Raw genomic sequence first — 26,241 nt, 5'->3', positions numbered from 1 at the left:
AAGTTTACCGAAAGAGTGCCGCCGGAAGATACCGGAGATTGCAGCGGCCCGCCGCAGTCCGGCACCGATTCTTCTAGAATCGGGGAAACTTGCCGCGCGAGGGTCCGGGATATCTCGCCGGGGCCGAGGCCGAGGGGAGAGCGCGCGAGGCGGTCCGGGGTTATCGCGAGAATGCGGCCCCGGACCTGTCGCTTTACGCCAGGCCTCTGAGGAACGTAAGAAAACTTGCGGCGGCCCGGTGTCTGGCACGCGGCACAACTTCACGAGGAGCACACATATGGACATGGGAATCGCAGGACGCACCGCGCTGGTGTGCGCGGCCAGCAAAGGCCTGGGGCGCGGCTGCGCGGAAGCGCTCGCCGCCGAAGGCGTCAACCTGACGATCGTCGCGCGCACCGCCGAGACGCTGGAAGCGACCGCGGCGGAGATTCGCAAGCAAAGCGGTGTGGAAGTGAAGACGGTGGCATGCGACATCACCACGCCGGAAGGCCGGGCCGCGGCGCTCGCCGTCTGTCCGCAGCCGGACATTCTGGTCAACAACGCGGGCGGCCCGCCGCCGGGCGACTTCCGCGACTTTACGCACGAAGACTGGATCCGTGCGCTCGAAAGCAACATGCTCACGCCGATCGAGCTGATACGCGCGACCATCGACTCGATGAGCGCGAAAGGTTACGGGCGCATCGTCAATATCACGAGTTCGGCGGTGAAGGCGCCGATCGACGTGCTCGGGCTGTCCAATGGCGCGCGCTCGGGGCTGACCGGCTTCGTCGCGGGACTCGCGCGCAAGGTCGCGCCCACCGGTGTGACCATCAACAACCTGCTGCCGGGGCTGTTCGACACCGACCGCATCGGCGTCACGTTCGCGGCGCAAGCCAAGGCGCAGAACATTTCGGTCGACGAGGGGCGCAGGCAGCGCACGAAGACGATTCCCGCCGACCGTTTCGGCACCCGCGAGGAATTCGGCGCTGCCTGCGCGTTCCTGTGCAGCGTGCATGCCGGCTATATCACCGGACAGAACTGGCTGATCGACGGCGGCGCCTATCCCGGGACGTTCTGAACGGCACGTCCTAAAGCATCACCACAAGCACCACCACAAGCATCACCACAACAACGACAATCACAACGGTTTCAGGAGTCTTACGTCATGACCACCCGCATCGCGCTGATCGCGCACGATCACAAAAAGGACGACATCGTCAAACTGGCCGGCGAATACGTCGATACGCTCAGGCGCTGCGACATCGTGGCGACCGGCACGACCGGCGGGCGCATCGCCGACGCGCACGGCCTCGTGGTCGAGCGGATGCTGTCGGGCCCGCACGGCGGTGATCTGCAGATCGGCGCGCAGCTCGCGGAAGGGCGCGTGGACATGGTGATCTTCCTGCGCGACCCGATGACGCCGCAGCCGCACGAGCCCGACATCAACGCGCTGGTGCGCGCGTGCGACGTGCACAACATTCCCTGCGCCACCAACATTTCGACGGCGCGCATGGTGCTCGACTCGCTGACCTTGCGACTCACGCAACAGGTTTGAGCTTTCGCTCCCGGCACGCCTGAATCAAAACCAACCTCAAGGAGACGAGATGACCAAAGCAATCCGATTCGATAAAACCGGCGGTCCCGAAGTGATGAAGTGGGTCGACGTCGAAGTCGGTGAGCCGGGCACGGGCGAGATCCGCGTCAGGCAGACGGCGGTCGGGCTGAACTATATCGACGTGTACTTCCGCACCGGTCTCTATCCGTTGCCGTTGCCCGGCGGTCTCGGCATGGAAGCGGCCGGCGAAGTGACGGCGCTCGGCCCGGGCGTCAGCGGTCTGAAGGTGGGCGATCGCATCGCATACGTGGGACGTCCGCCCGGCGCGTATGCGCAGGAGCGTGTGCTGCAGGCGGCGCAGGCGGTGAAAGTACCCGACGCGTTGAGCGACGAGCAGGCCGCCTCGGTGATGCTGCAAGGCCTCACCGCGCAATATCTGCTGCGCCGCACGTATCCCGTGAAAGCCGGCGACACGATCCTGATCCAGGCCGCGGCGGGCGGCGTCGGTCTGCTGGCGTGCCAGTGGGCGAAGGCGCTTGGCGCGACGGTGATCGGCACAGTCGGCTCGGATGAGAAAGCGGAGATCGCCAAGGCGCACGGTTGCGATCACGCGATCGTCTACACGCGCGAGAACTTCACCAAACGCGTGCGCGAGATCACCAACGGCGCGGGCGTGCCGGTGGTGTACGACTCAATCGGTAAAGACACGTTTACGGGCTCGCTCGATTGCCTCGCGCCGCTCGGCATGTTCGTGAGCTTCGGCAACGCGTCGGGGCCGTTGCCGCCGATCGATTCGTCGGAATTCGCCGGACGTGGCTCACTGTTTTTCACGCGGCCAACGCTCTTTACCTACATCGCCAAACGCAGCGACTACGAGGCAATGTCCACCGAGTTGTTCGACGTGCTGGTGTCGGGCAAGGTCAAGACGAGCATCAATCAGCGTTACGCTTTGTCGGACGTTGGCCGGGCGCATGCGGATCTCGAAGGGCGCCGCACAACGGGCTCGACGGTGCTCCTGCCGTAACGCACGACGATGACCCGAGCGCGATAGTAACGGCCGTATAAAAACGAAGCTCATTGAAGGACTCGCCCAAGCCGTAGTGAAACCGGCGCCGCACGCGGCAACACCAGGCCCAGCCCACCCAAGGCTGTTCCATCGCAGGATGGAACAGCCTTGTTCGTTTACGCGATTTTTATACACGCCACTCCATCTTTGACCAGGCCTTTACACGGATCGGCATAACGTTGCGGCTATCCAAAGTCCGTGTAATGGAGAACAAAAATGGATGTGCTGTATGTCGGAGGGCTGGTGCTGTTTGCCGCGCTGACCTTCGCGTTGATTGCCGGCTGCGAGAAGTTGATGCAGTTCCGCCGTGGGCAGGGAGCGCGCTCATGAACTGGATTCTGTGGTTATCGGGCGCGGCGACCGCGCTGCTGTTCGCCTATCTGGTCTATGCGCTGTTGCGCGCGGAGGACATTGAATGAACTCGAACAATGTCCTGCAAGCGGGCCTCTTCATCGTGGTGCTGCTGGCAGCCGCTGTGCCGATGGCCCGCTATCTGAGCGCCGTGATGGACGGCAGTTCTCGCGTGGTCCGCTTCGGCGGTCCCGTCGAGCGTCTGCTATATCGCATCGCGGGCGTCGATCCGTCGAAGGAAATGAGCTGGAAGCACTACGCGATCGCCACGATCGCCTTCAACGTGCTCGGCGTCGCGTTTCTCTACGTGCTGTTGCGCGTGCAAGGCTGGCTGCCGGGCAACCCGCAGCAGTTCGGCCCGATGACGGTCGACGGCGCGTTCAACACGGCGATCAGTTTTGTGACCAACACGAACTGGCAGGATTACACGCCCGAGCAGACGGTGGGTTATCTAACGCAGATGCTCGGTTTCACCGTGCAGAACTTCTTCTCGGCGGCCACCGGCATCGTGGTGGTGATTGCGCTGATTCGCGGCTTTGCGCGTCACACGGCACAAACCATCGGCAACTTCTGGGTTGATCTGACCCGCGTGACGCTGTACGTGTTGCTGCCGATGTCGGCGATCGTCGCGGCGCTGTTGATGAGCCAAGGGGTGATTCAGAACTTCAAGGCCTATCAGGACGTGCCGACGCTGCAAACCACCACCTATGCCGCGCCGAAACTCGACGCGCAAGGCAACCCGGTGAAGGACGCCAAGGGCAATCCGGTCACGGTCGATACGCCTGTGAAGACGCAAACCCTTGCAATGGGCCCGGTCGCGTCGCAGGAAGCGATCAAGATGCTCGGCACCAACGGCGGCGGCTTCTTCAACGGCAACTCGGCGCATCCGTTCGAGAACCCGACGCCGTTCTCGAACTTCCTGCAGATCTTCTCGATCCTGATTATCCCCGCGTCGCTCGCGCTGGTGTTCGGCCGCATGATTGCGGACCGCAAGCAGGGCGTGGCCGTGCTCGCCGCCATGACGATCGCGTTTGCGGTCTGCGTGTTCGGCGAGATCAGCGCGGAGCAGGCCGGCAATCCGGCCATTGCCGCCTTGCATGTCGACCAGTCGGCTAACGCGCTGCAATCGGGCGGCAATGCGGAAGGCAAGGAGACGCGTTTCGGCATCGCGCAGTCGGGCATCTTCACGGTCGCAACTACCGCGGCTTCGTGCGGCGCGGTCACCAACACGCACGACTCGCTGACGCCGATCGGCGGCCTCTATCCGATGCTGCTGATGCAGCTCGGCGAAGTGATCTTCGGCGGCGTGGGTTCCGGCATGTACGGGATGCTCGTGTTCGCGATGCTGGCCGTGTTCGTGGCCGGCCTGATGATCGGCCGCACGCCGGAATACGTGGGCAAGAAGATCGAAGCGTACGAGATGAAGATGGTGTCGATCGTCGTGCTGCTCACGCCGCTGCTGGTGCTGGTCGGCACGTCGATCGCGGTATTGAGCGACGCGGGCAAGGCGGGCATCGCCAACCCCGGCGCGCACGGTTTCTCCGAAATCCTCTACGCGTTCAGTTCGGCGGCCAATAACAACGGCAGCGCATTCGCGGGCCTCACCGTGAGCACGCCGTTCTACAACTGGCTCACCGCAATCGCGATGTGGTTCGGCCGCTTCGGCACGATCATTCCGGTGCTCGCGATTGCCGGTTCGCTGGCCGCGAAAAAGCGTATTGGCGTGACGGGCGGCACGCTGCCCACGCACGGTCCGCTGTTCGTCGTGCTGTTGCTCGGCACGGTGCTGCTGGTCGGCGCGCTGACTTATGTGCCCGCGCTCGCGCTCGGTCCTGGTGTCGAACATCTGATCATGATGGGCGCCCATTGAGGCGGCCCGTCGGGATGGCACAAGCGGCCAACGACTGAACAGGCGCAAACGGGAAATTCGAGGATTCAATGACTGAACATAATGCAACCCGGTCCATGTTCGACCCAGCGCTGCTGCGCCCGGCGATCGTGGACTCCTTCAAGAAGCTGACGCCGCGCACGCAGTTCCGCAATCCGGTGATGTTCTGCGTGTACGTGGGCAGCATTCTCACGACCATTCTCTGGATCGCCGCGCTCGGCGGCCAGGCCGAGGCGCCTGCGGGCTTCATTCTCGCGGTCACCTTGTGGCTGTGGTTCACGGTGCTGTTCGCCAACTTCGCGGAAGCGCTCGCCGAAGGCCGTTCGAAGGCCCAGGCGGCGTCGCTGCGCAGCGCGAAGAAAGACGTGATGGCCAAGAAGTTGAACGAGCCGCATCCGAAGTCGCCGATCCGCATTCTGACGGCTTCCGATCTGCGCAAGGGCGACGTCGTGCTGGTCGAAACCGGCGACGTGATTCCTGCCGACGGCGAAGTAATCGACGGTGTCGCGTCGGTCGACGAATCCGCGATCACGGGCGAATCCGCGCCGGTGATCCGCGAGTCGGGCGGCGACTTTTCGTCGGTGACGGGCGGCACGCGCGTGCTGTCGGACTGGATCGTGGTGCGCGTCACGGCGAATCCGGGCGAAGCGTTCCTCGACCGCATGATCGCGATGGTGGAAGGCGCGAAGCGTCAGAAGACGCCGAATGAAATCGCGCTGACCATTTTGCTCGTCGCGTTGACGATCGTGATGCTGCTCGCCACCGCCACGCTGCTGCCGTTCTCGATGTTCTCGGTCGAAGCCGCGAAAGCGGGCCACGTGGTGACGATTACCGCGCTGGTCGCGCTGCTGGTGTGTCTGATTCCGACGACCATCGGCGGTTTGTTGTCGGCGATCGGCGTGGCCGGCATGAGCCGCATGATGCAGGCGAACGTGATCGCAACCTCGGGTCGCGCCGTGGAAGCGGCCGGCGACGTCGATGTGCTGTTGCTCGACAAGACCGGCACCATCACGCTCGGCAATCGCCAGGCTTCGCAATTCGTGCCCGCGCCGGGCTTGACGGAAGAAGCGCTCGCGGATGCCGCGCAACTGTCGTCGCTTGCTGACGAAACGCCGGAAGGCCGCAGCATCGTCGTGCTGGCGAAGCAGCGCTTCAACATCCGTCAACGCGATATGGCCTCGCTGCATGCCACGTTCCTTGCGTTCACCGCGCAAACGCGCATGAGCGGCGTCGACCTGCCGGGGCGTGAAATTCGCAAGGGCGCGGCCGACGCGGTGAAGAACTACGTCGAAGCCAACGGCGGCCGTTTCCCGAATGAAGTCAGCAACGCCGTGGCCGACGTCGCGCGGCGCGGCAGCACGCCGCTGGTGGTCGCCGAGAAAGGCGAGCAGGGCGCGCGCGTGCTCGGCGTGATCGAGTTGAAGGACGTGGTGAAGGGCGGCATCAAGGAACGTTTCGCCGAACTGCGCAAGATGGGCATCAAGACCATCATGGTGACGGGCGACAACCGCCTGACGGCGGCGGCGATTGCCGCGGAAGCCGGGGTCGACGATTTCCTCGCCGAAGCCACGCCGGAAGCGAAACTCGCCACGATCCGCGCGCACCAGGCCGAAGGGCGCCTCGTCGCGATGACCGGCGACGGCACCAACGACGCCCCGGCGCTCGCGCAGGCCGACGTCGCGGTGGCGATGAACACCGGCACGCAGGCCGCGAAGGAAGCGGGCAACATGGTCGACCTCGATTCGAATCCGACCAAGCTGATCGAGATCGTGGAGATCGGCAAGCAGATGCTGATGACGCGCGGTTCGCTCACCACGTTCTCGATTGCCAACGACGTCGCCAAATACTTCGCGATCATTCCGGCCGCGTTCGCCACGACCTATCCGGCGCTGAATGCGCTCAACGTGATGCATCTGGCCACGCCGACCTCGGCGATCATGTCGGCGGTGATTTTCAACGCGCTGATCATCGTGCTGCTGATTCCGCTGGCGCTCAAGGGCGTGCGTTATCGCGCGCTGGGCGCGGCGATCCTGCTGCGCCGCAATCTGCTGATCTACGGTTTGGGCGGGATCATCGTGCCGTTTATCGGCATCAAGCTGATCGATATGGTGCTGGCCGCATTCGGTTGGGTCTAAGCGTTAGTGCGCCAGTGCGCCAGTTCGCCAGTTCACAAGGAATCATTCATCATGAAAAATCTGTTGCGTCCGTTGATCGTGATCTTCGCGGTGCTCGCCGCCGTCACCGGACTTGCTTATCCCGCCGTGATGACCGCGGTCGGTCAGGCGGCCTTCCACGATCAGGCCAACGGCAGCATGCTCGAACAGGACGGCAAGGTGGTCGGCTCGAAGCTGATCGGCCAGCAGTTCGATGCGCCGCAATACTTCTGGGGCCGCCTGTCGGCCACCAGTCCGATGCCGTACAACGCGCAGGGTTCGGGCGGCTCGAACCTCGGCCCGACCAATCCGGCGTTGCTCGATGAAATCAAAGGCCGCCTCGACGCATTGAAAGCCGCCGGCACCGATATGTCGAAGCCGGTGCCGGTTGATCTGGTGACGTCGTCGGGCAGCGGTCTCGACCCGGAGATCAGCCCCGCCGCAGCGGCTTATCAGATCGAACGCGTCGCCAAGGCACGCAAGCTCGCAGCGAATGACGTGCAGGCGCTGGTGGATCGTTATACGAGCGGCCGTCAGTTCGGTATTCTCGGCGAGCCGCGCGTGAACGTGCTGCAACTGAACCTGGCGCTGGACGAGATGAAGCACGGCTGATCGACGTAACGCAACAGCGCTTCGCTTCACAAAGGCGGCGTCCGCGCGACTCCGCCTTTACCTTTTGACGGCGCCACGCAATAGACGCGACAGTGCCCGTTATTTGCGGCCGCGCCGACGCCGTGCCACCATGCATACACCGACGCTCGTCCAACGATGAAAACCATTGAGCATGAACCGCCCCGATCCCGATGAGTTGCTCGACAAGCTGCAACGCGACGAAGAAAAACGTCAGCGAGGCAGGCTGAAGATTTTTTTCGGCGCGTCGGCGGGCGTCGGCAAAACCTATGCGATGTTGCAGGCCGCGCGCCGCCGTCATGACGAAGGCGCGGACGTGGTGGTCGGTATCGCCGAAACGCATGGCCGCACTGAAACCGCGGCGCTGCTCGACGGTCTCGACGTGCTGCCGCTCGCGCATATCGAATATCGCGGCCGCAAGCTCAACGAGTTCGATCTCGACGCCGCGCTGGCCCGCAAGCCGGCGCTGATTCTCGTCGACGAACTCGCGCATTCGAATGTGCAAGGCGCGCGGCATCTGAAGCGCTGGCAGGATGTGTATGAGCTGCTCGACGCGGGCATCGACGTCTATACGACGGTCAATGTCCAGCACCTCGAAAGTCTGAACGACGTGGTCGGCCAGATCACCGGCATTCGGGTCTGGGAGACGGTGCCGGACCGCGTGTTCGACCGTGCCGACGAAGTCACGCTGGTCGACCTGCCCGCCGAGGAACTGCTCGACCGGATGCGCGACGGCAAGGTGTATATGCCGCAGCAGGCCGAGCGCGCGGTGCGCAACTTCTTTCGCAAAGGCAATCTGATCGCGCTGCGGGAGCTGGCGTTGCGCCGCACCGCGGATCGCGTCGATGCGCAAATGCACGAGTACCGCGCTGACCGTTCGATCCAGCGCATCTGGCAGGCGCGCGAGCGCTTGCTGGTGTGCGTCGGCCCCGGCCCGGAAGCGCCAATGCTGGTGCGCGCGGCGGCGCGTCTGGCTGCCAGCCTGAAGGCCGACTGGATTGCCGTCTATGTGGAGACGCCGGCCTTGCAGCGTTTGCCGGATGCGCGCCGCGAACGCACGCTCAACGCGTTGAAGCTCGCCGCGGAACTCGGCGCCGAAACCGCCACGCTCGCGGCCGCCGACGCGGCTGTCGCGTTGATCGGCTACGCGCAGGCGCGCAACGTGTCGAAGCTGGTGGCCGGCGCGTCGGCACGCACGGGCTTGAGGCGCTGGCTGCGTCGTCCGCTCGGCGAACGGATCGCCGAAAACGCGGGCGATCTCGATCTCACGTTGATTCGCGCCTCGTCCGAGCGCGACGGCGGCGAGCATCGGCATCTGTTGAACACCACCGCGAACGCATGGCGCGAGGCGCTGAGCGCGGCGCGCGAGCGCCGCTCGCCGCCGCGCGCCTACGGTTTCGCGCTGTTGATCTGCGCGGCCATCACGTTGCTGGCCAGCCAGTTGATCGACCATATCGATCTGACCAATCTCGTCATGCTGTATCTGCTCGGCGTGATCTTCGCGGCGGTGAAGCTGGGGCGCGGGCCCGGCGTGCTGCTGTCGTTCATGAGCGTGGCCGCGTTCGATTTCTTCTTCGTGCCGCCGCGCATGTCGCTGTCGGTCTCCGATACGCAATATCTGCTGACCTTCTTCGGCATGCTGCTGACCTCGCTGGTGATCAGCCATCTCACCTCGAGCCTGCGCCACGAGGCGAGCGTGGCGCGGCGCCGCGAGCAGCGCACCGGCGCGATGTACGCGATGGCGCGCGAACTGGCCGCGGCGCTGACCACGGAACAGATCGTCGGTATCGGCAGCCGTCATGTCAGCGAGGTGTTCGGCGCGCGCGTGGCGATTCTGTTGCCGGACAGCGCCGATCAGGTGAAGCAGAAGATCGAGGATCCCGACGCGGCGATCACGCTCGAAGGCGAGATGCTCGATAGCGATGTCGGCCAATGGGTCTACGATCAGCAGAAGCCGGCCGGCCACGGCACCGACACGCTGCCGGCCGCCGCCGCGCTTTACCTGCCGTTGAAGGCGCCGATGCGCACGCGCGGCGTGCTCGCTGTCGTGATGCGCAACGAAGGCGAGCTCGACGTGCCCGAGCAGCAGCGCATGCTCGACGCGTTCGCCGCGCAGATCGCACTGGCGCTTGAGCGGGTGCATTACGTCGACATCGCGCGCGATGCGCTCGTCAACATGGAATCGGAGCGCTTGCGCAACTCGTTGCTGTCGGCGATCTCGCACGATCTGCGCACACCGTTGACGACCATCGTCGGCTTTTCGTCGATGCTGGAGCAAGCGCCCGAGTCGCAGCCCAACCGTGAGTTGGTCGAAGCGATTCACGAGGAAGCGCTGCGCATGACCGGCATCGTTACGAATCTGCTCGACATGGCGCGGTTGCAGGCGGGCAGTCTGCAACTGAACCAGCAATGGACGCTGCTGGAAGAGACGGTAGGCGCCGCGCTGCGCGCGTGCAAACGCGTGCTGGCGGATCATCCGGTGCAGGTGAAACTGCCCGCCGATCTGCCGCTCTTGCACCTCGACGCCGTGCTGATGGAGCGCCTCTTCTCCAACCTGTTCGAGAACGCCGCCAAATACACCGCACCGGCCACGCCGCTGACGATCGGCGCGCAGCGTCTCGATACGGACGGCAAGTCGTTCGTGCGCGTGACTGTGGACGATAGCGGCCCGGGCCTGCCGGCCGGCATGGAAGCGCGCGTGTTCGAGAAATTCACGCGCGGCGAGAAGGAGTCGGCCAAGCCGGGCATCGGCCTGGGACTCGCAATCTGCCGCGCGATCGTGGAAGCGCACGGCGGTACAATCGGCGCGCTCAATCGCGTTGCGGCGGACGGCCGTGTCGAGGGCGCGCGCTTCTGGTTCACGCTGCCGGTGGACACACAGCCCGACGCACCGGATGCATTGGAAAACGAAGGCGCCGATTCCTTGACCCGCGCCGACACCGCCAGCGATTCAACTCTTAATTCGCTTTCCAAGCCTAGTCATGAGTGACCCGAGCATCACCGTCGTCCTGATTGAAGACGAAAAGCAGATTCGCCGCTTTGTGCGAACCGCGCTGGAAGGCGAGGGCATCGTCGTGCACGATGCCGAAACCGGCAAGCAGGGTCTTGTCGAAGCCGCGACGCGCAAGCCGGATCTGGTGATCGTCGATCTCGGCCTGCCCGACACCGACGGTCTCGACGTGATCCGCGAACTGCGCGGCTGGAGCGAGCTGCCGGTGATCGTGCTGTCGGCGCGCACCCAGGAAAGCGAGAAAGTCGCCGCGCTCGATGCCGGCGCGGACGACTATCTCACCAAGCCGTTCGGCGTGTCCGAATTGCTGGCACGGATTCGCGCGCACATGCGGCGGCGCAATCAGGGCGGCGCGAACGAGACGCCGCAAGTGCGCTTCGGCACGGTCATGGTCGATCTGGCCTTGCGGCAGGTGAGCCGCGATGGCGCGGCGGTCCATCTGACGCCGATCGAATACCGGCTGCTGGCGACGCTCGTGCGCCACGCCGGCCGGGTGCTGACGCATCGCCAGTTGCTGCGCGACGTGTGGGGGCCGTCGCATGTCGAGAGCCATCACTATTTGCGCATCTATATGGCGCATCTGCGCGGCAAGCTGGAGCGCGACCCGGCGCAGCCGGAACACATCGTCACGGAGACGGGTGTCGGATACCGGCTGGTGGGCGCGATTTGAGCGTGTCGGGGCACTTTGCGGCGACAGGGGCTTTTCCGGCAGGGCGGCTGCCGGCCGGCCTCCAGCAAGTTTGGTATGATTACAGACCGTAAGGACGACCTTGCGGTTTCACAAACGGGGACGGCCCCATCTGACCATGGAGCTGTCTCATGTCCTGGATTCTTCTGTTGATTGCCGGTTTGCTCGAAGTCGCGTGGGCAGCCGGTCTCAAAACCTCCGAAGGTTTTACCCGGCTCTGGCCGTCCGTGTTCACGATCGTGACGGCGCTCGGCAGCTTTGTGCTGCTCGCCATGGCCATGCGTCAGTTGCCGCTCGGCACCGCGTACGCGGTATGGACGGGGATCGGCGCGGTTGGTGCGTTCATCTTCGGAATCGTGATGATGGGCGAGGCGCTGAGCGTCGCGCGAGTCGCGAGCGCGGCGCTGATCGTGATCGGATTGATCGGCCTGAAGCTGTCTTCCGGGCACTGAGTCTTGCACTTCAAACCGCCGCCGGGCGTCGTCAGCCATCTGTCTGCGCCCGGCCCGCACCTCCATTAAAGCCGCCCATTTATTCGCCGCTCTGCGTTCTGCGAATTAACGTGGCTATAATGAGATCGAATCCAACCTGAAATTGTCCGCGGCCCATTTGGCGCGACCGGCTTGGCGCGGGTCTGACGACTTCGATGCTCGGCCCCATTTGTGGCCCGTCGAAACGCCCGGCACGCACAGCGCGCCTGGAGGCGGCCATGCTTGAATCACTTTCGCTCGCGGCGGGGCTCTCATGGGGCAGCGGCCTGCGCCTCTATCTGACAGTCCTGCTGGCCGGCGTGTTCGCCCGTCTCGGCCTCGTCCATCTTCCCGATACGCTGTCCGCGCTGTCCTCGCCGTGGGTCATCGGCGTGGCGGGCGTGCTCACCGTCACCGAATTCCTCGCCGACAAAATCCCCGCGTTCGATTCGCTGTGGGACGCGGTCCATACTTTCATTCGTATTCCGGCGGGCGCTGTGCTTGCGGCCGGCGCGCTCGGCCATGCCGATCCGGCGCTGCTGACCGTGGCCGCGCTCGCGGGCGGCACGCTCGCCGGCACGGCGCACCTCGCCAAGGCCGGCACGCGCGCGTTGATCAATCTGTCGCCGGAACCGGTGTCGAATGTGGTGACCTCCACCGCTGAAGACGGGCTCGTGTTCGGCGGCATGCTGCTCGCGCTGTTCGTGCCGCTGGTGTTTCTGGTGCTGATGATCGGTTTCCTGATGCTGGCCGGCTGGGCGTTGCCGCGTCTCTGGCGCGGGGTGCAGGGCGGTTTTCGCGGTATGGCGACGCACATGGTGTCGCGCTTGGCCAGGAGCAGGCACGATTGAGCGATACGGTACGGGGTTCCGCCGCGCGCAGAGCGTTACCGACGACGACGCGCCGGTTCGGTGGCATGGATCTGGTGCGCCAGTCCATTCGCATGACGTCGCGCGACTGGCGCGCGGGCGAGTTGACGATGCTTCTGCTGGCGCTGGTGCTGGCCGTCGCGGCGCTGTCGAGCGTCGGCTTTCTGGCCGACCGCTTGCACCAGGGGCTCGAGCGCGACGCGCGGCGCATGATCGCCGCCGACTTCATCGTGCGGGCGGATCATCCAGTCGATCCGCAATTCGCCGGGCAAGCCAGGGCGCTCGGCCTGAATTCCGCCAGCACCGCGATCTTTCCCAGCATGATCAATTCGACCGGTGCGCAGCCGGTCTCGCGGCTCGCCGCCATCAAGGCGGTGTCGCCGGGTTATCCGCTGCGCGGCGCGTTGCGCATTGCGTCGGCGCCGGGCGCGGCGGACCATCCTGCGCACTCGATTCCGCCGCCGGGCGTTGTGTGGGTCGATCAGGCGCTGCTCGACGCGTTGAAGGTGCATGTCGGCGATAGCGTGAAAGTCGGCGGCCGCAACTTCACGATCGGCGCGGTGATCACGCGCGAACTCGACCGCGGCTTCTCGTTCGTCAATTTCTCGCCGCGCCTGATGCTGCGCGCCGACGACGTGCCGTCCACCGGTCTCGTCACCTACGGCAGCCGCGTAACTTACCGCCTGCTGGTCGCGGGCGCGGACGAGTCCGTCAAGCGTTTCGCGCAGTTTGCGCATGAGCGAGTGGACGGCGGCAAGATGCGCGGCGTCGCGCTCGAATCGTTGCAGGACGGTCAGCCGCAAGTGCGCCAGACGCTCGATCGCGCGAGCCACTTCCTCACGCTCGTCTCGCTGCTCACCGCGTTGCTGGCGGCGGTGGCGATCGCGATGGCCGCGCACAGGTATATGCGCCGGCACCTGGACGGCTGCGCGGCGATGCGTTGCCTCGGCGTCAGCCAGTCGACTTTGCGTGCGCTCTTCACGCTCGAATTCGTCGGGCTCGGGTTGATCGGCGGCGCGCTTGGCGTGGCGCTCGGTTTTCTGGGGCATCTCGCGCTGCTCACGTGGCTCGGCAGTCTGATCGACGTCGCGCTTCCCTATCCGACGGCATGGCCGGCGCTCGAAGGCATCGCGGCCGGCCTCGTGCTGCTGCTGGGCTTCGCATTGCCGCCATTGTTGCCGCTCACGCGCGTGCCGCCGGTGCGCGTGCTGCGCCGTGAGTGGGGCGAAGCAGGGCGCACGGCGTGGGCGGCTTACGCGCTCGGCATCGCGCTGTTCGCCGCGCTGCTGATCATTGCGGCGGGCGAGTTGAAGCTCGGCGGAATCGTCGCGGGCGGCTTCGCGGGCGGGATGCTGGTGTTCGCGTGCATCGCGCGGCTGGCGCTGTGGGGCGCGGCGCGTGTCGTGCGCAGCGAGCGCGTGAATGCGAGCATCGGCTGGCGTTATGCGCTGGCGTCGCTCGAACGGCGCAGCAGCGCCAGCGCATTGCAGATCACCGCGCTCGGCATCGGCCTGATGTGCCTGTTGCTGATCGCGATGACGCGCAACGACCTCGTGGCCGGCTGGCGCAAATCGACGCCGCCCGATGCGCCGAACGAATTTATCATCGACATCCAGCCCGACCAGCGCGACGCCGTCACGCAGTATCTGAGCACGCACGGCGTGCCCGGCACGGTGCTCGCGCCGATGGTGCGCGGACGGCTCACGGCGATCAACGGCAAGCCGGTCAACCCGGATTCATTCAAGGGCGACGACGCCAAGCGTCTGGTGGATCGCGAATTCAATCTGTCGTACACCACCGAGCTGCCCGACGACAACCGCCTCGCCGCCGGCACCTGGTACGGCGACACGAAAACGCCGCAGATTTCGATCGAGCAGGGCCTCGCCAAACTCATCAACGTGAAGCCCGGCGACATGCTGCGTTTCGACGTGACCGGCTTGCAGATCGACGCGCCGGTCACGAGTGTGCGCAAGCTCGACTGGGGCTCGTTCAAGGTCAACTTTTTCGTGCTGATGCCGCCCGCCGCGCTGCAGGATTTCCCGGCGACGTTCATCACGAGCTTCCATTTGCCGCATGAAAAACAGTCGACCATCGACGGCCTGATCGGCGCCTATCCGAACCTCACTGCCATCGACACCGGTCCGATTCTCGCGCAGGTGCAGCGCGTGTTGCAGCAGGTGATCGGCGCGGTGCAATTCCTGTTCGCGTTCACGCTCGCGGCGGGCGTGCTCGTGCTGTACGCGGCGCTCGCGGGCACGCGCGATGAGCGTATGCGAGAATCCGCGCTGCTGCGCGCGCTGGGCGCGTCGCATCGCCAGGTGCGGGCGGTGCAGATCGCCGAGTTCGTCGCGATGGGCGCATTGGCGGGCGCGATGGCGGCGGCCGGCGCGCAGGCCATCGGCTACGTGCTGGCGACGCGCGTGTTCGAGTTCTATCTGAGTTTCAATCCCTGGTTGTTGCCGGCGGGCGTTGCCGCCGGCATCGCGTGCGCCGGTGTGGGCGGCTGGCTGAGCCTGCGGCATGTGCTGGCGCGGCCCGCGTTGCAATCGTTGCGGGACGCGTGAATTTTCTTATCGGTTGGTGAGCAGGTATGAGTGATTTGAACGACGAGGTGTCCGCGGCGCAGCCGACGGCCTTCGAACTGGTGGGCGGCGAAGCGCGTGTGCGCGAACTGGTCGACCGCTTTTACGATCTGATGGATCTCGAAGCGGACTTCGCCGGAATCCGTGCGCTGCATCCCGAATCGCTCGACGGTTCGCGCGACAAGTTCTTCTGGTTTCTGTGCGGCTGGTTAGGCGGACCCGATCACTACATTAGCCGCTTTGGGCACCCGCGTTTGCGCGCGCGGCATCTGCCGTTCGCGATCGCCTCCAGCGAGCGCGATCAGTGGCTCAGGTGCATGGCGTGGGCAATGGAAGATGTCGGTCTCGACGAGCCGCTGAGAGAGCGCCTGCTCGGCTCGTTCTTCGAAACGGCTGACTGGATGCGCAACCGGAATGGCTAACGCGTCGAGCTCGGCATCCGGCGCGGCATCGCCGCACTACGCTGACTTGCCTCAGGAAGCGCGCGAGGTCCTCGACTGCTGGTTTGGCGTACCGGGCGCGCCGGAATACGGCACCGAGCGCAAAATCTGGTTTTCACGCAATGCGGCTTTCGACGCGATGCTGCGCGAGCGCTTCGGTGCGTTGATCGACGCGGCGCGTGAATCCGCGCTCGATAGCTGGACGCAAACGCCACTCGGCGCGCTGGCGCTTGTCATCGTGCTGGATCAGTTCTCGCGCAATTGTCATCGCGGCACAGCGCGCGCGTTTGCTGCCGATCAGAAGGCATTGCTCGTCACGCGGCAAATCGTCGTCAGTGGCGCCGACCGCGAGTTGCCCACCGTGCACCATCGCGCGTTCGCCTGTCTGCCGTTCGAGCACGATGAAACGCTCGAGGGCCAGCGCGAGTCGCTGCGTCTTTTCAGGCAACTGGAAGCGGAGCCGGGTGGCAAATCGTACTACCGGTCCGCGGTGCGGCACGCGGAAATCGTCGAGCGCTTCGGGCGCTTTCCGCATCGCAATGCGACGCTCGGGCGTCCCTCGACGGCTGAGGAAATAGCCTTTCTGGGTACGCCCGGTTCATCGTTCTAGGCGCGCGGCGCCGGTACTATTCGTCGATCACCGCTCTCGCGGCCCTCGGGGTAAGCACGCAAATCACGCCAGTTCGCTCGCGTCACGCCCGAAAGGCAAAGCGGGCGCTCGTGCATGCATGCGGCCGGTTATAACGGGAAAAGCGGGAAGCGGGCGGGCGCCTAGCGGCCCCCGGACACGTCGAGCAGCGCGCCCGTCACATACGAGGCGGCATCGCTCAACAACCAGACGATGGTCTCGGCCACTTCATCAGCCGTGCCGGGGCGGCCCAGCGGCGTGGTCGCGCCGAGCTGCGCGGCGCGCTCGGGTTTGCCGCCGCTCGCATGAATCTCGGTGTCGATCAGGCCGGGGCGCACCGCGTTCACGCGCACGCCGCGCGGGCCGAGTTCCTTGGCGAGTCCGAGCGTCATTGTGTCGACGGCGCCTTTCGAGCCGGCGTAGTCGACGTATTCGTTCGGTGAACCGAGACGCGCCGCCGCCGACGACACGTTGACGATCACGCCGCCCGCGCCGCCGCGGTCCGTCGACATGCGCCGTGCGGCTTCGCGCGCGCAGAGATACGCGCCCAGCACGTTGACGTCGAACATGCGCTTCAGGCGCGCGAGGTCCATGTCGGCAAGCTGGCTGGACGGCGCGACGATCCCGGCGTTATTGACGAGCGCGTCGATCCGCCCGAACTTCTGCTGAAGCGCGTCGAACATGGCGAGCACATCGGCTTCATTCGCGACGTCGCCGGCGATGGTCAACGCGCGGCCGCCGGCGCGCTCCACTTCAGCGGCAGTATCTTGCGCGGCAGCGAGATTGCGCGCGTAATTCACGCCGACGGACCAGCCGCGCGCACCCAGCAAACGCGCCGTCGCGCGGCCAATGCCGCGGCTGCCACCGGTGATCAGAACGGCTTTCGTCATCGCAACCTCGACGTTAAGGGGAAGTCAGACCGCGTCGCGCTTGATCGCCCACTTGTCGGCGACGGGCGGTTGATAGCGTTGCAGCTTGCCGATCAAGGCGACAGGATCGGCGTCGATCTGCAGGATGTCGAAATAGGTCTGGCGCATGAAGCCTTCGTCGACCGTGTGCTGAAGCATGTTGATCAACGGATCGTAGAAGCCGTCGATATTCAGCACTGCCACCGCTTTCTGGTGATAGCCGAGTTGCGCCCACGTGTAGACCTCGAACAGCTCTTCGAGCGTGCCCGCGCCGCCCGGCATCGCGACGAACGCGTCGGACAGGTCGGCCATCATCTTCTTGCGATGATGCATGTCGGGCACCACGTGCAATTCGGTCAGGCCGTTATGGCCGACTTCCTTGTTGACCAGCAGCTCGGGAATCACGCCGATCGCGCGGCCGCCTTCGGCCATCACCGTGTCGGCGATCACGCCCATCAGGCCGACCTTGCCGCCGCCGTACACCAGTGCAAGATCGGCTTGCACCAGCGCGCGGCCGAAGGCGCGCGCCGCTTCCGCATACAACGGTTTGGCTCCGTTGGAAGAGCCGCAATACACGCACACCGACTTCATGCTCAGACGTCCTTCGGTTCGTTGCGGGGCGCGGCGCCTTCCTTGGGCGGCAGGTAGTCGTAAAACTCGCGCTTGGGCAGCTTGCCCGACACGAGGTCGTCGAAAATCTGCCGCGAGCGGCCGCGCAGATAAGGCGCCATCAGCGACACGATCTGCACGCTCACCTGATGCAGTTCCGCGCGAATCGCTTCCTGCTCGTTGTATTTGCGCGGATTCATCACGAACTGATACGAGAGCCAGTACGTGCCGATCACGCCGACGTTGGTAGCGATCACATGAAGCTCTTCCGGCGTGACGACCATTTCGCCGTCGGCCACGAGCTGCTCGCAGAACTGGCTTGCAAAGCGCACCTTGTGGCTGATGATCTGCTTGAAGTGCGTTTCGAGCGTGCGATTGCGCGCCAGCAGATCGTTCAGATCGCGATACAGGAAACGATAGCGCCACGTGAAATCGACCATGTACTGCAGATACGACCACATTTCGTCGATGGTCGCGCGGTGGTCTTCGGGGAAACGCAGACGCTTTTCGATCTCCTGCTCGAACTGGCTGAAGATGCTGTTGATGATGTCGTCTTTGTTGCGGAAGTGGTAGTACAGGTTGCCTGGACTGATTTCCATTTCCTCGGCGATCGTCGTCGTCGTGACGTTCGGCTCGCCGATTTCGTTGAACAGTTTCAGCGACAGTTCGAGAATCCGTTCGCGCGTGCGGCGGGGAGGTTTGGCTTCCATGTCGTCCGGCCCTGGTTACGCCGGGGGGCACACGGCGGCGTGCCGCTCTTCGCGTGATCCGCCCGGACGCGGTTGGTGTATCGGACGATTATAAACCGAGCGTTCTAATCTCAAACGGATAGTCAGGGTTTTCATTCCCGCGACCATTTCGCGCGTCGCTCGAACGCGCTTCCACGGCGCTAAAACAGCGTGCGGCGCGCCTTCACAGCCATGCCTGAACCCAATGCACGACGAGCGGCCCGACGATCAACAGCCACGTCATCAGGCACATGCCCAGCGCGGCCATCACGGCCGCGCTGCCGAGATCCTTCGCGCGGCGCGACAGTTCGTGGCGTTCGAGCGAAATCCGGTCGATGGCCGCTTCCACGCTCGAATTCAGCAACTCGACGATCAACACGAGCAGCACGGAGCCGAGCAGCAACACGCGCGACACCGGCTCGACCGGCACCAGCACGCCGCAGGGAATCAGGATCGCGGCGAGCGTGAGCTCCTGGCGAAACGCGCTTTCCTCGCGAATCGCGACGCGAAAGCCGGCGAGCGAATTTTTCATCGCGTGCCAGGCGCGGGTGAGGCCGCGATTTCCTTTGTAGGGATTGAAAGGCAGCGGCGCGAGCGGATCGTCGGGACTGAGCGGTTCGTTCTGCGTGTCGTGTTGCGTGCCGTTCGCAATGCTCGCGCCGTTCGAACCATGCGCGTGATCTGCATGATTCGGCGTGCCTGGCTCGCTCACGTCGTCGAACGGTTCGATGCTCGCGGTGTCGTTGTCGTTACGGTTGCCGGTTTCGACGGCACGCAGCGCGCCGTTCGACGCGCGCCCCACGGTGGATGGTCTGGTTCGCATGGACGGCTCGGCGCGCCGCATCACGCGGCGGCGCTTTCCTCGCGATACGAGGCGCGCGGCAGCGGTTTCAGATGCGCGGCGAATTGCTCGGAGGCCGCCGCCCACGAGAAGCGTTCGGCCCACGCGCGCGCATGGTTGCGATCGATCTTCAAGGCTTCGAGGCAGGCTTCGCGCAGGTCTTCATGCATTGCGCCCGCGCCGCCGTCGCCGAGTACATCGATCGGACCGGTGACGGGATATGCCGCGACCGGCGTGCCGCAGGCGAGCGCTTCGAGCAGCACCAGCCCGAATGTGTCGGTGCGGCTCGGGAAGACGAAGACGTCCGCCGCCGCATAGACCTTCGCCAACTCGGCCTGGGTCAGCACGCCCAGATAGTTCGCTTGCGGATAGCGCGACTTCAGTTCGGCGAGTGCCGGACCTTCACCGGCAACCCATTTCGAACCGGGCAGATCGAGCTTCAGAAATGCCTCGACGTTTTTCTCGACGGCCACGCGTCCCACGTACAGGAAGATCGGCCGCGCGCTATTGAGCACCTTCGAATCCATCTGGTGAAAGATGTCCAGGTCGACGCCGCGCGTCCACAGCACGACGTTGGTGAAACCGAATTTTTCGAGGTCGCTCTTGACGACCGGCGTAGGCGCCATCACAGCCAGCGACGGCTTGTGAAACCAGTGCAGGAACTTGTAGGTCGCGGCGAGCGGAATGCCGAAACGCGCCTGCACGTACTCCGGAAAACGCGTGTGATACGCGGTGGTGAACGGCAGCTTGTGCTGGATTGCGTAGGCGCGCGCGGCCATGCCGAGCGGACCTTCGGTGGCGATGTGCAACGCGTCGGGCGAGAAGGCGTCGATACGCTCGCGCAGTTTGCGGCGCGGCAGCAGCGAGAGGCGGATCTCCGGATAAGTCGGGCAAGGGATCGTCTTGAATTCGAGCGGCGTCAGCAGATCGACGTGATGGCCGAGCGCGCTGAGTTCGCGCGTCGTGTTTTTCAGTGTGCGCACGACGCCATTGACCTGCGGTTCCCATGCGTCGGTGACGATCATGATCTTCATCGGTTTCGGCCCATTAGAGGAGTTGACAAGCAGGGACTACGCGGTCGCCCGGGCTTTTTGCACGCCCATTTCCGGGGAGCGCATCACGGTCCAGTAGATCACCTTGAGTTCGCCTTCATACGTCTCGACGAGAGCCGACAGGCTTTCGACCCAGTCGCCGTCGTTGCAATACAGGACGCCGTCGATATCGCGTATCTCGGCTTTATGAATATGCCCGCAGACCACGCCGTCGCAGCCGCGGCGGCGCGCTTCGTCGGTCATCACGCGTTCGAACGAGGAGATGAAATTCACCGCGTTCTTCACCTGATGCTTGAGGTACTGGGACAGCGACCAGTACGGAAAACCGAGCCGGCTGCGGATCCGGTTGAACCAGCGGTTCAGGATCAGGATCATCGTGTAGAGCGTGTCGCCGAGATAGGCGAGCCACTTGGCGTGCTGGATCACGCCGTCGAACAGATCGCCATGCACGATCCACAGACGCTTGCCGGCGAGCGTGGTATGGAACGCCTCGCCGCGCACGTGGATGTCGCCGAACGCGAGGTCGCAGAACTGGCGCGCGGCTTCGTCGTGATTGCCGGGCACGTAGATCACTTGCGTGCCTTTGCGTGCCTTGCGCAGGACCTTCTGCACGACGTCGTTGTGAGCCTGCGGCCAGTACCAGCCTTTCTTCAACTGCCAGCCGTCGATGATGTCGCCCACCAGGTACAGATACTCCGACTCGTTGTGACGCAGGAAGTCGAGCAGATAGGGCGCCTGGCAGCCGCTCGAGCCGAGATGGATGTCGGACAGCCAGATGGTGCGGTAGCGATGCGGCTCGGCGTGATCATCGTCGTGCAGGCCGGTGCGGGCGTCGAGCGGCAGTGGCGCCACGGGCAACGGCAAGCCGTGACTGGGGTTGGGTTCCGGGCGGAACGCGACGGGGTCGACGCTCGGGCCGGTCTGGCGGAACAGGGAAGTCGCGGACGTTTTGGGGTCCATGGCTCACGCGTCGAGTTGCGGTGCCCGTATTGGGCCGGGTGTGCGTGACTGTGCCGTGACAGTCATGAGAAGTTCTTATTACTGCGGGGCGGGGAGGCGGGGAGCGGGAAGAGTGATGGCCGCGCTGGGCTTAACTCGCGCGGCGTGGTGACTGGCTATGGGGTGGTGATCGAGAGATCGACACGACTGCGACCGGCGCCGCGCCCAGTGTTGTGGCGGCCCGACAGCAAAGCGCATTCGCGTCCGGTCGGCACGGCCGCGAACGGCATGATGTGCGCGGCGTGACGGCGGCCCGACAGGCGGGCGACATCCCGACCGGCAACCCGGCGCGGGTCAGCGCGAGACGCTGACGACTCGCGTGCCGGCGAGGCGGTCGTGCAGGAATCGGCGCTGCGGATCGAAACGGCCGGTGGCCGCCCACAGCAGGAACCAGATGCCGGCGATCATCAGCGTCTGCGGCAGCTTGAGTCCGAGCAGCGGATGCAGCGCCAGCGGCGGCAAAAACCACAGCCACGCAAGCGCGTAGCGGGCAATGGCGCGGCCGGTGGAAAGCGGCGCGCCGTCGGCGGCGACCACGCGCAGACGCCAGGTTTTCATGGGTAAGGTCTGGCCGCTATGAGTCCAGAACCAGACGAAATACAAGCCGAGCACGAGGCCGATCCACGCCGCCAGCAGGTTGTGGTGGGTCAGGCCGTTGCGCTGCTGCGTCAGCGTGCTGAACAGATAGCCAGCGACGAACACTACGCCGAACAGGATCAGCGCTTCGTAGAGCAACGCCGCGAGGCGTCGGCGGACGGTAGGTGCGTTGCCGTTGCTGCTGTCGGCGGCGATGGCCTGGCTCGCGAACGGTTCGGACACGGCGGCGCCTGGGCTCAGGAGCCGTTGAAAATCGACGGCGCTTCGGCTGGCGAAACCGGCAGCGGCGTGGCAGGCACGAAGCTGCCGGCGGCGGGAATCGGCGGCACGACGACGGGGCTCGGCAGCGAAGCCGCGGCGGCGCTGGCCGCTGTCACGTGGCTTGCGCCGTGCTCACGCGCGTTGACGAGCCGATCGATCCCCTTGATCTCCGTGCGGCCCGAGGGCGGCGCGCTGACCACGCTGGGGCGCCGCTTGCGCTCGCTGGCGGCAAGGCGTTCTTTCTGCTCTTCCGGTAACTGCTGATAGGCTTTCCACGCGTTCTGGCGGGTTTCGCGCGGCAATTCCTTCGATACCTGATAGTTTTCACGCGCGACGCGCCGCTGGTCGGGCGTCATGCGGGTCCATTCAGTCATGCGGTCATGCAGGCGTTTTTGCGCATCGACCGACATTTTCGGGTAACGCGACGCGATCTTGATCCATTTTCGCTTGCGTTCTTCACTGAAGGAGTCCCATTGGGCTTCGAACGGCGCCAGCGCGATGTGCTCGGCCGAAGTCAGCCGCGACCACGCCATCGGGCTGTTGCTGCCGGGCAGGCTGGGCAATTCGACGGCGAGCGTGGGCGCGGGCGCCTTGGCGGTGACGTTGCCGCCCGCAACAGGCGCGCTGGCCGGAGACGGGCTCGGATAAAAGCGCGGATAAGTCGCGGCAAACGACACCAGGGCCGCGATCGTGCATCCGAAAACAACGGCCAGGCCGCGCTTGTAACTCACCCGAAGAATCTCCCGCTCAGTGGGCGCGTGAAAGGTACGCGTTGAAACCGTGGTCGAGATAGGCATTGAGCGGCAGGTCGTCGCTTAACATGGCGGCATCGATATCGGCGAGTTCGGCGGTGCGTTGCTGATCTTCCCAATAGGCAATGCCCACGAGGCTGATCACCAGCGCGGCCAGCGGCCACGCAAGCGCGAAGCGGCGCAGCGGCGAACGGCGGCGCTGCGGCAGTTCGACCGGCGGCAGGCCGGCTGCCATGCCCGCGCCGGCAAAGGCCGGCACGAACACCGGCGCGCTCACGGTTTCGGGCTTCTTGCGGGCGAGCGCGGCATGGCGCGCCGCAGCGAGCCGATCGGCGGTGGCGGACGGAATGCTGGCAGCGTTTTCGTCGAGCGCGCGGCGCACCTGGCGGGCGAACTCGAGTTCTTTAGTTTCTAGGGAGCTCATAGCGTGATTCCTTTGGCCTTGAGCGCTTGCGCCAGCGTGTGGGTGGCCCGCGAGCAGTGCGTTTTCACACTGCCTTCGGAGCAGCCCATAGCGGCGGCAGTCTCGGCGACATCCATATCTTCCCAATAACGCATGAGAAACGCCTCCCGTTGACGTGCCGGTAACTTTTGGATCTCGTCGTCGATTAACTGCAGGACCTGTTCGCGCTCGAGTTTCTGTTCGTTGCTCTCCGAGCCCGCCGAGCCCTGCTGGGCTTCGAAGGTTTCGAGCGGGTCGAAATCTTCGTCGTCGGCGTTGCCGAGCGACGAGAAGAGACTCACCCAAGTATTGCGTACTTTGGCACGACGGAAATAGTCGTGCATCGCATTCTGCAGAATACGCTGAAACAGCAGCGGAAGTTCGGCTGCCGGACGGTCGCCGTATTTTTCGGCGAGCTTGATCATCGCGTCCTGCACGATATCCAGCGAGGCGTCGTCGTCCCGCACGGCGTAGACCGTCTGCTTGAATGCGCGCCTTTCGACGCCCGCCAGAAAATCGGCGAGTTCCTTGTCTGATGCCATCCGTTGGGGGTCGGCGCAGCGAGCGTGCGCGTAATCGGTCGAAAAATGTCGTAAAACTCGCGGATGCTAACAAACTTTTGCGCTGCTGGGGCGAAACGTGATGCACCTTGCATCTCTATAACAAGGTTTCGGTCGCTTTTGGTTAGTTGGCGAGTTTCGGTTGATGGCGCCACGGCAAGATTTGCTTGACCGCGCGGGCGTCTGCAGATATCGTCGCTGGTTCGCAACATAAGTGACTTGTCTCAATTGAGGTGTGGCCCAAGAAGCTCACCTGTCAACTGGACGCGCCGCTTGAACCCGAGCCACAAGCCCGGCAGAGAGCACCCGATCAAATTTTTGCCGAAATTTCGAAAGGTGAATTAATGAATATGCCCAGCGCGGAATTCTCCACGTCGGATACGACACCCCATCCTGAAGCTGACTCTATCGGCGCCACCGTGCTCATGAAGGCACTGGCTGACGAAGACGTCGAGTTTGTGTGGGGCTATCCCGGCGGCTCGGTACTCTACATTTACGACGAGCTGTACAAGCAGGACAAGTTCCAGCATATCCTCGTACGCCACGAGCAGGCCGCGGTCCACGCCGCCGACGCTTACTCGCGTTCCACCGGCAAGGTCGGTGTGTGCCTCGTGACCTCCGGCCCCGGCGTCACCAATGCGGTGACCGGCATCGCCACGGCATACATGGATTCGATTCCGATGGTCGTGATCAGCGGTCAGGTGCCCACTGCCGCGATCGGCCAGGATGCGTTCCAGGAGTGCGACACGGTCGGCATCACGCGTCCTTGCGTGAAGCACAACTTCCTTGTGAAGGACGTGCGCGACCTCGCCGCCACCGTCAAGAAAGCCTTCTTTATCGCCCGTACCGGCCGTCCCGGCCCGGTGCTGATCGACATTCCGAAAGACGTGTCGAAAGCGCCTTGCCAGTACGAACCGCTCAAGACTGTTTCGCTGCGCTCGTATAACCCGGTTACCAAAGGCCACTCCGGGCAGATTCGCAAGGCCGTGTCCTTGCTGCTGTCGGCCAAGCGTCCGTATATCTACACCGGCGGCGGCATCATTCTCGCGGATGCATCGCGCGAGTTGAACCAGTTCGCCGATCTGCTCGGTTATCCCGTCACCAACACGTTGATGGGTCTGGGCGGCTACCGCGCGAGCGACAAGAAATTCCTCGGCATGCTCGGCATGCACGGCACGTACGAAGCCAACATGGCGATGCAGCACTGCGACGTGCTGATCGCGATCGGCGCGCGTTTCGACGACCGTGTGATCGGCGACCCGGCGCACTTCTCGTCGCGTCCGCGCAAGATCATCCATATCGACATCGATCCTTCGTCCATCTCCAAGCGCGTCAAGGTTGACATTCCGATCGTCGGCGACGTGAAGGAAGTGCTGAAGGAACTGATCGAGCAGTTGCAAACGGCCGAGCATGGCCCGGACACCGCGGCGCTCGCCGACTGGTGGAAGGACATCGAAGCCTGGCGCGCGAAAGACTGCCTCAAGTTCGACCGCAAGAGCGATATCATCAAGCCGCAGTACGTGGTGGAAAAGGCGTGGGAACTGACCGACGGCAATGCCTTCGTGTGTTCCGATGTCGGCCAGCACCAGATGTGGGCGGCGCAGTTCTATCGCTTCAACAAGCCGCGCCGCTGGATCAACTCGGGCGGTCTCGGCACGATGGGCTTCGGCCTGCCGGCGGCGATGGGCGTGAAGATGGCGCACCCGGACGACGACGTGCTCTGCATCACGGGCGAAGGCTCGATCCAGATGTGCATTCAGGAGCTCTCCACCTGCAAGCAATACGAGACGCCGGTGAAGATCATTTCGCTGAATAACCGCTATCTGGGCATGGTGCGCCAGTGGCAGCAGATCGAATACAGCAAGCGCTATTCGCATTCCTACATGGATGCACTGCCGGATTTCGTGAAGCTCGCCGAAGCGTACGGCCACGTCGGCATGCGTATCGAACGCACGGCAGATGTCGAGCCGGCGCTGAAGGAAGCGCTGCGCCTGAAGGATCGCACGGTGTTTCTCGATTTCCAGACCGATCCGACCGAAAACGTCTGGCCGATGGTTCAGGCCGGCAAGGGCATCACCGAGATGCTCATGGGTTCGGAAGATCTATAACGACGGCGCGTTGAGTTAAACGCAGCGCCGGCTTCGTCATGCGCGCCTTCATGAAAGGCGACAAGCGGACGAAGC

The 26,241-nt window shown here is 64.4% G+C and carries 26 protein-coding genes; 16 read left to right on the top strand and 10 right to left on the bottom strand.

What is annotated here, in order from left to right; genetic code table 11:
- Window positions 1–277 precede the first annotated feature (277 nt).
- From B0G71_RS14280 to B0G71_RS14210, 15 genes are all read left to right on the top strand, one after another.
- The gene (locus tag B0G71_RS14280) at window positions 278–1,057 is read left to right on the top strand and encodes an SDR family oxidoreductase (RefSeq protein WP_116142470.1); all 780 of its coding nucleotides are present in this window, start codon (window positions 278–280) and stop codon (window positions 1,055–1,057) included.
- 87 nt (window positions 1,058–1,144) lie between these two features.
- Window positions 1,145–1,534, top strand: coding sequence for a methylglyoxal synthase (locus B0G71_RS14275; RefSeq protein ID WP_106280312.1), 390 nt, complete (start codon window positions 1,145–1,147; stop codon window positions 1,532–1,534).
- A 49-nt stretch (window positions 1,535–1,583) separates the two neighbouring features.
- Window positions 1,584–2,558: a quinone oxidoreductase gene (locus B0G71_RS14270; RefSeq protein WP_116142469.1), complete on the top strand. Its 975-nt coding sequence runs from the start codon at window positions 1,584–1,586 to the stop codon at window positions 2,556–2,558.
- A gap of 258 nt (window positions 2,559–2,816) precedes the next feature.
- Window positions 2,817–2,930: a hypothetical protein gene (locus tag B0G71_RS14265; protein WP_007175652.1), complete on the top strand. Its 114-nt coding sequence runs from the start codon at window positions 2,817–2,819 to the stop codon at window positions 2,928–2,930.
- Window positions 2,927–3,019, top strand: a complete 93-nt coding sequence (gene kdpF / locus B0G71_RS14260; RefSeq protein WP_007583461.1) for a K(+)-transporting ATPase subunit F — start codon at window positions 2,927–2,929, stop codon at window positions 3,017–3,019. The genes B0G71_RS14265 and kdpF overlap by 4 nt, the downstream gene beginning before the upstream one ends.
- Window positions 3,016–4,821: a potassium-transporting ATPase subunit KdpA gene (gene kdpA, locus B0G71_RS14255; protein ID WP_116142468.1), complete on the top strand. Its 1,806-nt coding sequence runs from the start codon at window positions 3,016–3,018 to the stop codon at window positions 4,819–4,821. The genes kdpF and kdpA overlap by 4 nt, the downstream gene beginning before the upstream one ends.
- A 68-nt stretch (window positions 4,822–4,889) precedes the next feature.
- Window positions 4,890–6,974 carry a potassium-transporting ATPase subunit KdpB gene (gene kdpB / locus B0G71_RS14250; RefSeq protein ID WP_116142467.1) on the top strand — a complete coding sequence of 695 codons (2,085 nt, stop codon included), beginning with the start codon at window positions 4,890–4,892 and terminating at the stop codon, window positions 6,972–6,974.
- A 51-nt stretch (window positions 6,975–7,025) separates the two neighbouring features.
- Window positions 7,026–7,604 carry a potassium-transporting ATPase subunit KdpC gene (kdpC, locus tag B0G71_RS14245; RefSeq protein ID WP_116142466.1) on the top strand — a complete coding sequence of 193 codons (579 nt, stop codon included), beginning with the start codon at window positions 7,026–7,028 and terminating at the stop codon, window positions 7,602–7,604.
- A 172-nt stretch (window positions 7,605–7,776) separates the two neighbouring features.
- Window positions 7,777–10,611: a DUF4118 domain-containing protein gene (locus B0G71_RS14240; RefSeq protein WP_116142465.1), complete on the top strand. Its 2,835-nt coding sequence runs from the start codon at window positions 7,777–7,779 to the stop codon at window positions 10,609–10,611.
- Window positions 10,604–11,302 (top strand): two-component system response regulator KdpE, encoded by a 699-nt coding sequence (gene kdpE / locus B0G71_RS14235; protein WP_106280323.1) that lies wholly within the window; start codon window positions 10,604–10,606, stop codon window positions 11,300–11,302. Before B0G71_RS14240 ends, kdpE begins: the two co-directional genes overlap by 8 nt.
- A 149-nt stretch (window positions 11,303–11,451) precedes the next feature.
- Window positions 11,452–11,772 (top strand): quaternary ammonium compound efflux SMR transporter SugE, encoded by a 321-nt coding sequence (gene sugE / locus B0G71_RS14230; protein WP_116119413.1) that lies wholly within the window; start codon window positions 11,452–11,454, stop codon window positions 11,770–11,772.
- A gap of 257 nt (window positions 11,773–12,029) precedes the next feature.
- Window positions 12,030–12,641 carry a DUF4126 domain-containing protein gene (locus tag B0G71_RS14225; protein WP_116142464.1) on the top strand — a complete coding sequence of 204 codons (612 nt, stop codon included), beginning with the start codon at window positions 12,030–12,032 and terminating at the stop codon, window positions 12,639–12,641.
- Window positions 12,638–15,223, top strand: coding sequence for an ABC transporter permease (locus B0G71_RS14220; RefSeq protein ID WP_181916772.1), 2,586 nt, complete (start codon window positions 12,638–12,640; stop codon window positions 15,221–15,223). The genes B0G71_RS14225 and B0G71_RS14220 overlap by 4 nt, the downstream gene beginning before the upstream one ends.
- A 26-nt stretch (window positions 15,224–15,249) precedes the next feature.
- On the top strand, window positions 15,250–15,663 hold the full coding sequence (locus B0G71_RS14215) for a group II truncated hemoglobin (RefSeq protein WP_116142463.1): 414 nt from the start codon (window positions 15,250–15,252) through the stop codon (window positions 15,661–15,663).
- On the top strand, window positions 15,656–16,291 hold the full coding sequence (locus B0G71_RS14210) for a DUF924 family protein (RefSeq protein ID WP_116142462.1): 636 nt from the start codon (window positions 15,656–15,658) through the stop codon (window positions 16,289–16,291). Before B0G71_RS14215 ends, B0G71_RS14210 begins: the two co-directional genes overlap by 8 nt.
- Window positions 16,292–16,452: 161 nt before the next feature.
- On the opposite strand, the gene B0G71_RS14205 is transcribed toward B0G71_RS14210, so the two are convergent.
- The 10 genes from B0G71_RS14205 to B0G71_RS14160 form a co-directional block, all read right to left on the bottom strand.
- Window positions 16,453–17,199 (bottom strand): SDR family oxidoreductase, encoded by a 747-nt coding sequence (locus tag B0G71_RS14205; RefSeq protein WP_116142461.1) that lies wholly within the window; start codon window positions 17,197–17,199, stop codon window positions 16,453–16,455.
- A gap of 24 nt (window positions 17,200–17,223) precedes the next feature.
- A complete protein-coding gene (locus B0G71_RS14200) occupies window positions 17,224–17,808 on the bottom strand; it encodes a TIGR00730 family Rossman fold protein (protein WP_106280332.1) in 585 nt (194 codons plus the stop codon).
- A gap of 2 nt (window positions 17,809–17,810) precedes the next feature.
- Window positions 17,811–18,536: a TetR/AcrR family transcriptional regulator gene (locus B0G71_RS14195; protein ID WP_106306725.1), complete on the bottom strand. Its 726-nt coding sequence runs from the start codon at window positions 18,534–18,536 to the stop codon at window positions 17,811–17,813.
- Window positions 18,537–18,738: 202 nt separating this feature from the next.
- The gene (locus B0G71_RS14190) at window positions 18,739–19,377 is read right to left on the bottom strand and encodes a diacylglycerol kinase (RefSeq protein ID WP_116148595.1); all 639 of its coding nucleotides are present in this window, start codon (window positions 19,375–19,377) and stop codon (window positions 18,739–18,741) included.
- A 20-nt stretch (window positions 19,378–19,397) separates the two neighbouring features.
- Window positions 19,398–20,429, bottom strand: a complete 1,032-nt coding sequence (locus B0G71_RS14185; RefSeq protein ID WP_106306728.1) for a glycosyltransferase family 1 protein — start codon at window positions 20,427–20,429, stop codon at window positions 19,398–19,400.
- 36 nt (window positions 20,430–20,465) lie between these two features.
- Entirely contained in the window at window positions 20,466–21,407 is a 942-nt protein-coding gene (locus B0G71_RS14180) for a UDP-2,3-diacylglucosamine diphosphatase (protein ID WP_116142460.1), read from the bottom strand.
- A 333-nt stretch (window positions 21,408–21,740) separates the two neighbouring features.
- Window positions 21,741–22,265 carry an RDD family protein gene (locus B0G71_RS14175; protein WP_116142459.1) on the bottom strand — a complete coding sequence of 175 codons (525 nt, stop codon included), beginning with the start codon at window positions 22,263–22,265 and terminating at the stop codon, window positions 21,741–21,743.
- A gap of 14 nt (window positions 22,266–22,279) precedes the next feature.
- Window positions 22,280–23,035, bottom strand: a complete 756-nt coding sequence (locus tag B0G71_RS14170) for a DUF3106 domain-containing protein (protein ID WP_116142458.1) — start codon at window positions 23,033–23,035, stop codon at window positions 22,280–22,282.
- A 16-nt stretch (window positions 23,036–23,051) separates the two neighbouring features.
- Window positions 23,052–23,480: a DUF3619 family protein gene (locus B0G71_RS14165; protein WP_116142457.1), complete on the bottom strand. Its 429-nt coding sequence runs from the start codon at window positions 23,478–23,480 to the stop codon at window positions 23,052–23,054.
- The gene (locus B0G71_RS14160; protein WP_012432361.1) at window positions 23,477–24,040 is read right to left on the bottom strand and encodes an RNA polymerase sigma factor; all 564 of its coding nucleotides are present in this window, start codon (window positions 24,038–24,040) and stop codon (window positions 23,477–23,479) included. Before B0G71_RS14160 ends, B0G71_RS14165 begins: the two co-directional genes overlap by 4 nt.
- A gap of 362 nt (window positions 24,041–24,402) precedes the next feature.
- On the opposite strand from B0G71_RS14160, the gene B0G71_RS14155 reads away from it, so the two are divergent.
- Window positions 24,403–26,166, top strand: a complete 1,764-nt coding sequence (locus tag B0G71_RS14155) for an acetolactate synthase 3 catalytic subunit (RefSeq protein ID WP_012432362.1) — start codon at window positions 24,403–24,405, stop codon at window positions 26,164–26,166.
- The last annotated feature ends 75 nt before the right edge of the window (window positions 26,167–26,241 follow it).

Source organism: Paraburkholderia sp. BL27I4N3 (assembly GCF_003386115.1).
Taxonomy (GTDB): Bacteria; Pseudomonadota; Gammaproteobacteria; order Burkholderiales; family Burkholderiaceae; genus Paraburkholderia.
The sequence above is the reverse complement of the archived record's forward strand: the minus strand, read 5'-3'. Positions and strand labels throughout refer to the sequence as shown.